This is a genomic window from Candidatus Hydrogenedentota bacterium (assembly GCA_018005585.1).
In the GTDB taxonomy this organism is placed as follows: Bacteria; Hydrogenedentota; Hydrogenedentia; order Hydrogenedentales; family JAGMZX01; genus JAGMZX01.
In genome coordinates this window covers 1-5,980 of sequence record JAGMZX010000233.1, presented here as the reverse complement: position 1 = coordinate 5,980, position 5,980 = coordinate 1, and the positions used below count along the sequence as shown (strand labels likewise).

The 5,980-nt window shown below is 60.7% G+C and carries 7 protein-coding genes; 1 reads left to right on the top strand and 6 read right to left on the bottom strand.

The features are described from left to right. The 3 genes from KA184_22810 to polX all read right to left on the bottom strand — a co-directional run. On the bottom strand, window positions 1-381 hold a 381-nt coding region (locus KA184_22810; GenBank protein ID MBP8132420.1), incomplete at its 3' end, for a hypothetical protein. Continuing rightward, complete coding sequence (gene nth / locus KA184_22805) at window positions 371-1,042, bottom strand: endonuclease III (GenBank protein MBP8132419.1); 672 nt, start codon at window positions 1,040-1,042, stop codon at window positions 371-373. The genes KA184_22810 and nth, both read right to left, overlap by 11 nt. Next, window positions 1,024-2,730 carry a DNA polymerase/3'-5' exonuclease PolX gene (polX, locus tag KA184_22800; protein MBP8132418.1) on the bottom strand — a complete coding sequence of 569 codons (1,707 nt, stop codon included), beginning with the start codon at window positions 2,728-2,730 and terminating at the stop codon, window positions 1,024-1,026. The genes nth and polX overlap by 19 nt, the downstream gene beginning before the upstream one ends. Before the next feature lie 222 nt (window positions 2,731-2,952). Here polX and KA184_22795 point away from each other — a divergent pair, with 222 nt between their 5' ends. After that, window positions 2,953-3,888 carry a response regulator gene (locus KA184_22795; GenBank protein MBP8132417.1) on the top strand — a complete coding sequence of 312 codons (936 nt, stop codon included), beginning with the start codon at window positions 2,953-2,955 and terminating at the stop codon, window positions 3,886-3,888. Window positions 3,889-3,906: 18 nt separating this feature from the next. Here the strand turns inward: KA184_22795 and KA184_22790 are convergent, their stop codons facing one another. The 3 genes from KA184_22790 to KA184_22780 form a co-directional block, all read right to left on the bottom strand. After that, entirely contained in the window at window positions 3,907-4,551 is a 645-nt protein-coding gene (locus tag KA184_22790; protein ID MBP8132416.1) for a hemolysin III family protein, read from the bottom strand. 99 nt (window positions 4,552-4,650) lie between these two features. Further along, the gene (purU, locus tag KA184_22785; protein ID MBP8132415.1) at window positions 4,651-5,514 is read right to left on the bottom strand and encodes a formyltetrahydrofolate deformylase; all 864 of its coding nucleotides are present in this window, start codon (window positions 5,512-5,514) and stop codon (window positions 4,651-4,653) included. A gap of 216 nt (window positions 5,515-5,730) precedes the next feature. Further along, the coding region (locus KA184_22780) for an RNA-binding protein (GenBank protein MBP8132414.1) at window positions 5,731-5,980 on the bottom strand (250 nt) is incomplete at its 5' end.

Sequence of the window (5,980 nt, the reverse complement as noted above, 5' to 3'; positions counted from 1 at the left end):
CAGCAAGGCGTCGATGCGTTTCCAGCGCGTGACGCCGAACCAGCCCCAGTCCATGCAGGGAACACAGCACAGAAACGGGACCAGGAACCAGAACGTGAACTTGAACAGGTCGACGCTCTGCAGCCAGGGCGATTCGAGCCAGGCAAAGCACACGCCGGGCAGCCCGGCGGCTTCGCACAGCAGCGCGAGCGAACGGGGCTGCCAATGGAACCATGACCACGAAACCGGCCAGTTCACGCGCGCGCCCGCGAGCGTGTCAACGGCGAGAACCAGCGTCACATAAGCGATGACGAGGGCCGCCGGCATTCGGGAATTGCCGGAAGGCCCCGCCCCGGCTTGCGCGGGCGGCGGCGCGGCGCGGGCCTTGCCTCTATTTGGCAATGCGTTTGCCCTCCTTGGACCTTGGGAAGGGGCACAACTCCGCCAGGACGCATTGCGAGCATCTTGGGGCGCGAGCCACGCACACCGCCCGGCCGTGAAAGACCATCGAGTGCGAGAAGAGCGTCCAGTGTTCCTCGGGCCAGACCTTCATGAGGTCCCGCTCGATCTTGACGGGGTCCGCATGCCTGGTGAAGCCGAGCCGCTGGTTGATACGCGCGCAGTGCGTGTCCACAATGACGCCCTGCTGCCCGAAACACTCGCCGAGGACCACGTTGGCGGTCTTGCGCCCGACTCCGTCGAGGGTGAGCAAGGCTTCCATCGTGCCGGGGACTTTGCCGTTGAAGTCGTCGACGAGTCTCCTGCACGCGTTCACGATGCTGCGCGCCTTGTTCCGGTAGAACCCGCAGGCGCGTATGTCTTCCTGCAGTTCCTCTGTCGGCGCGCCGAGATAATCCTCCGGCTTGCGGTACTTGAGGAAGAGTCTCCTGGTGACGATATTGACCCTCGCATCGGTGCATTGCGCGGCGAGAATCGTGGCGATGAGCAGTTGCAGCGGGCCTTTGAAATCGAGCGTGCAACGCAGGCCGGGGTAGGCTGCCCGCAGGCGTTCGAAGACCTGCCGCGCGCGCTGTTTTTCAAGCGTCAGTGTGGTTTTCGCCATGCGAGAAAGTCCTGCGCCGTCAGAGTATTGAGCACGTCGCCGGCTTCGAGCCATCCCTTGCGCGCGATGCCGGCGCCAAGGGGAATGCAGTCGAGTCCCGCGGTGTCGTGCGCGTCGGGGCTGATGATGAAACGGACGCCCTTTTCCTTGCCGCGGCGGATGTACCGCCAATCGATGTCCAGGCGGTGCTCGTTGCTGTTGATTTCAATGGCGACGCGGTTTGCGGCGCACGCGTCGAATACCTTCTCGTAATTCAGGGAATACCCCGTGCGTGTGAGCAGCAGGCGCCCCGTGGGATGGCCGATCGCGTCGGTGTACGGGTTTTCGGCCGCCTTGATGATACGCGCTGTCGCCTCGTCTTCGCTCATTTCGAGCTTGCTGTGAACGCTGGCAATGACAAATTCAAAGCGGCGCAGGATGTCCTCGTCATAATCGAGGCCGCCGTTTGGCCGAATGTCCGACTCGATGCCTTTGACAATGCGAAAGCCCCGGAACTTCGCGTTCAGGGCGTCGATCTCCTCGTGCTGTTTCAGCACGGTCTCGGGCTTCATGCCATTGGCGTAGGCCGCGGACTGGCTGTGGTCGCATATGACGAGATACTTGCCCCCGCGTTTCCGGACCGCTTCGGCCATGCGCGCCGGGCTGTCGCGCCCGTCGCTGTAGGGCGTGTGTACGTGAATGACCCCGAGCAGGTCTTCCCATTCGATCAAGTCGGGGATGCGCTCCGCGTCGAATTCGCCCCGGTCTTCGCGAAGCTCCGGGGGAATATAGGGCAGGTCGAGGGCCCGGAAGATGTCCGCCTCGTCGCGGCAGGCCACCAAGGCGCCATCCTCGCGAAAGAGGCCGTATTCGTTGAGTTTGAGTCCGCGGTCCTTCGCGCGCTGGCGCATGACGACGTTGTGTTCCTTGCTGCCCGTGAAATAGGCGAGCGCAAAGGGGAACTGCGCATCTTCCACCACGCGGAGGTCGGCGGCAATGCCGCCTTCGAGGACGATGCTTGACTTGGTGTCGCCGTGGGCGACAACCTGCGTCACGCCGGGGCCATCGACGAAACGGCGCATGACCTGTTCCGGCGCGCCGCTCGAAACAAGAATGTCGATGTCCTTGACGACCTCCTTGCAGCGGCGCGTGCTGCCGGCGACCTCGATGCGCACGATGCTCTTGTCCTTCGCGAGATGACCGCGCATCGCTTGCGCCGCCATGCGCGCAACATGCGCCAGATGAGAGCCTTGATGACGCTGGGCGAAGGCGATTCCATCCAGGATCTTCTGCTGGAGCTTGTCGCTGAATCCTTTCAGGGCGGCCACGCGGCCATCGCGACAGGCCGCTTCGAGTGTTTCCAGCGAGTCGACGCCGAGTTCGTCATGGACCACCTTGATGCGCTTGGGGCCAAGGCTCTGGATGCCGAACAATTCGAAGATGGACCGCGGAAAGCGCGCCCGGAGCTTCTCGTAGAATTCAAGCCGGCCGGTAGTGACTAATTCGACGATCTTTTTTTCAAGCGCTTCGCCCACGCCTTTCAGTTCGCGTAGGCGCCCCTCGCGGACAACCGTTTCGAGGTCTTCGTCGAGTTGGGCTATCGCACGCGCGCCGTTTTCATACGAGCGGACCTTGAACGGGTTTTCGCCCGTCAGTTCGAGCAGCACGGCAATCTGTTCCAGCACGGCCGACACGTCTTTCTTGTTCATGTTACCTCCCGGAAGGCGCGCGTTCCCGCAACGGGCGTATTATGCCAATCTTGACACGGAAGAAACACCACGGGAGCGTGGAAGGGCCTCTTGGGGCACGGCCGCGCCGGCCGAAGGTTGCGCGCCGGCCGATGGTTGAGGAATTGCCTCGAATGCGTATATACTTGTTTTATTGTTTTGTGGTTTCTTGTTTCCCTCGGTTCCAATGCAAAGGTAGTGGGGATGAGCAAAATCCTGTTGGTCGATGACGACATCGACCTCGCCGACCTGATCAGGACGAAGTTGAACGCGGAAGGCCATACTACTCACGTGATCAATACCGGCGAGGGGGCATTCGAATTGGCCAAGCAGGTTAAGCCTGATATCGCGATACTCGATATCATGCTGCCCGGCATCACGGGGTATCAGATCTGCCGGCGTCTGCGGAAAGACCCGGAGCTCTATCGTATCGCAATTCTGATCTTGACGGCGCTCGGCGAGGAGCCGGAAGTCCTGCATGGCCTGGAACAAGGGGCGGACGATTACCTCTCCAAACCGTTTAAGCTGGACCGGCTCATGGACAAGGTCGCGTCGCTGAACGCGCTCCTGCAAACGATTGAGAGCCGGAACCGTATCACGAATCTGCCGGGCACCGACGCCATCAAGCGCGAGATCAATCACCGGCTGGCCCGAGGCACGGCGCTGGCGGCGGTCTACATCGATATGGTCGGTTTCAAGGGGTATTGCGCCTCGCGCGGCCAGGAAGGGCAGCGGATCGGACTCGAATTCATGTCGAGACTGCTCGTAAACCTGACGCGTCAGATGGGCGTCTACGAAAGCTTCATCGCGCACATGGGCGGCGAGCATTTTGTGGTGCTGCTGCAGCTGGAAGACCATGAACGGTTCACTTCAACGCTCATCGGCCATTTCGCGCAGCGCGTTGCGGAACTGTATACGCGCCAGGAACTTGACCAGGGGTATCTCACGGCGCTGGACCGTCGCGGGCAGGAAGTGCGTTGCCCGATTATGTGCCTGTCTATTGGCGTGGCGCACACCCAATACCGCCAGTTCAAGAGCGCGAAGAAGATGTTCGAGGTGCTGGCGCAGGTGCGCCAGATGGCCCAGCCGCGCAATAACCAGAGCGTTGTCTTCGTCGACCGGCGGCGCAGCGACCGCTGAGGCGGCCCTGTAGTCCCGTCACACGGCGAAGGCCATCACGGCGGCAAAATGCAGGGCGCTGCCGCCGAGCACGAAAAGGTGCCAGATGGCATGGTTGAAGGGCAGGCGGTCCCACAAGTAGAACACGACGCCGGATGTGTAGAGTATCCCGCCGATAAGCAGCAACAACAGCGCGCCGGGGGGCAGCATCGCAAGCGCCGGCTTGATAGCTATGAGCGCGGTCCAGCCCATGGCTACGTAGAGCAACGTCGTGATGAGGTCGAATCGTCCAATAAAGAAGAATTTAAAGATGATACCCGCCACCGCGCTGCCCCAGAGTATGCCGAAGAGTACCCAGCCCCAAGGGCCGCGCATGTCGCCCAATAGAAACGGGGTATAGGTTCCGGCGATAAGCACGTAGATCGCACAGTGGTCAAAAATGCGCATCATGCGCTTGATTGACGACTCCGGCAGGGCGTGGTACAGGGTGGACGCCAGATACAGCAAAATCAGCGCAGAGCCAAAGATGCTTACGCTGACAATCCGCCACGCGTCGCCCCCATAGCTGGCGAATACCACCATCAACACGAGGGCGATAATGCCGAAAATGACGCCAACGCCGTGCGTAATGGCGTTAGCCACCTCTTCCGCAATGGTGTATCTCTTCTCGGAAGGCCCGGTCATTACTCAAAATCCTTAGTCAGAATGCCATCATTCCCTTGTCGCCCATATTGTACATCCAAGACGTCCTGGGTGCAAAGAGTTGGGAGCCGCGGGGGACGGCTATTGAAAGACGATCGTGCGGCGATGGTAGACCATGATGCGGTCATCGGCGTGCGCTTTGACCGCGGCGGCGAGCACTTTCTTTTCGATGTCCCGGCCCATGGCGATGAGTTCCTCGACGCTGTGGGTGTGATTGACGGGGACGGTTTCCTGGGCAATGATGGGGCCGGCGTCGAGGTCTTCAGTGACGTAATGGCTGGTTGCGCCGATGAGCTTGACGCCCCGTTCGTAGGCCTGATGGTAGGGTTTGGCGCCTTTGAACGCGGGAAGAAAGCCATGGTGCACATTAATGATGCGATTACGGAACGCGTCCACCACCAGGGGCGACAGGACCTGCATGTAGCGCGCGAGCACGACAAAGTCGACATAGTGCTGCCGGAATAGCTCGAGCGTATGCATCTCCGCCCGTTCCTTCCTTTCGGCATCGACGGGCACGTGCATAAAAGGCACGCTGAAACGCCGGGCCACGTCTTCCAGGTCAAGATGATTGGAGACGACGAGGGCAATATCGGCGTCGATCTCGCCGTATTGATGGCGGAGCAGCAGGTCATACAGACAATGGTCGTATTTGGAGACCAGGATCGCGATGCGCTTACGCTCGTCGGAGAAGGACCACTCCGCCTGCATGTCGAATTGCAGAGCGAGACGTTCCAGGTCTTCACGCATTTCCTGTTTGGTGCATGTCATGCCTGCGCGGTCGAAGTAGACGCGCATGAAGAACCGGTTGTGCAGTTCCTCCGTGTGCTGTTGCGCGTCGATGATATTGCCGCCGCGTTCAAAGATGAACTTCGAGACGTTATAGACGATCCCCTTGGCGTCCCGGCAGTTCAGGCGCAACGTGGCGGTCTGGGTTGAAGATTCCATAATGGCCTCCTCAGCGGTCCGAGCATCACGACGCTGCTTGGCCGCCGGAAGATCCAGAAATACAGCGCAACACGCGTCAGGAAGGCGTCCGTTCTCAGGTTTCCTCCCTGCGCATCCTGCTGTTCGGAGCGTAAGGCGGCTGCTCCCGCCAGAAGCCGCATCTAATACAATAAGAAATCGCGACGCAACCGGTGTTCTAGTGAGGGAACACCTTGTCTAGCGGTACTCGCGTCTCATCGGGCGCCGGTTCTCTTCGCGGGGCCGCGCTTCGTTAACGCGAAGGCTGCGCCCATCCAGGTCGCTGCCATTAAGCGCATCGATGGCGGCCCGGCCTTCACTGTCATCCGACATTTCGACGAAGCCGAACCCGCGCGAACGGTTCGTTGCGCGGTCGATTACCACTTTCGCCGAGTCCACGGCGCCATACTGTTCGAAAGCCTGACGCAACGAGGCGTCTGTGGTGGAG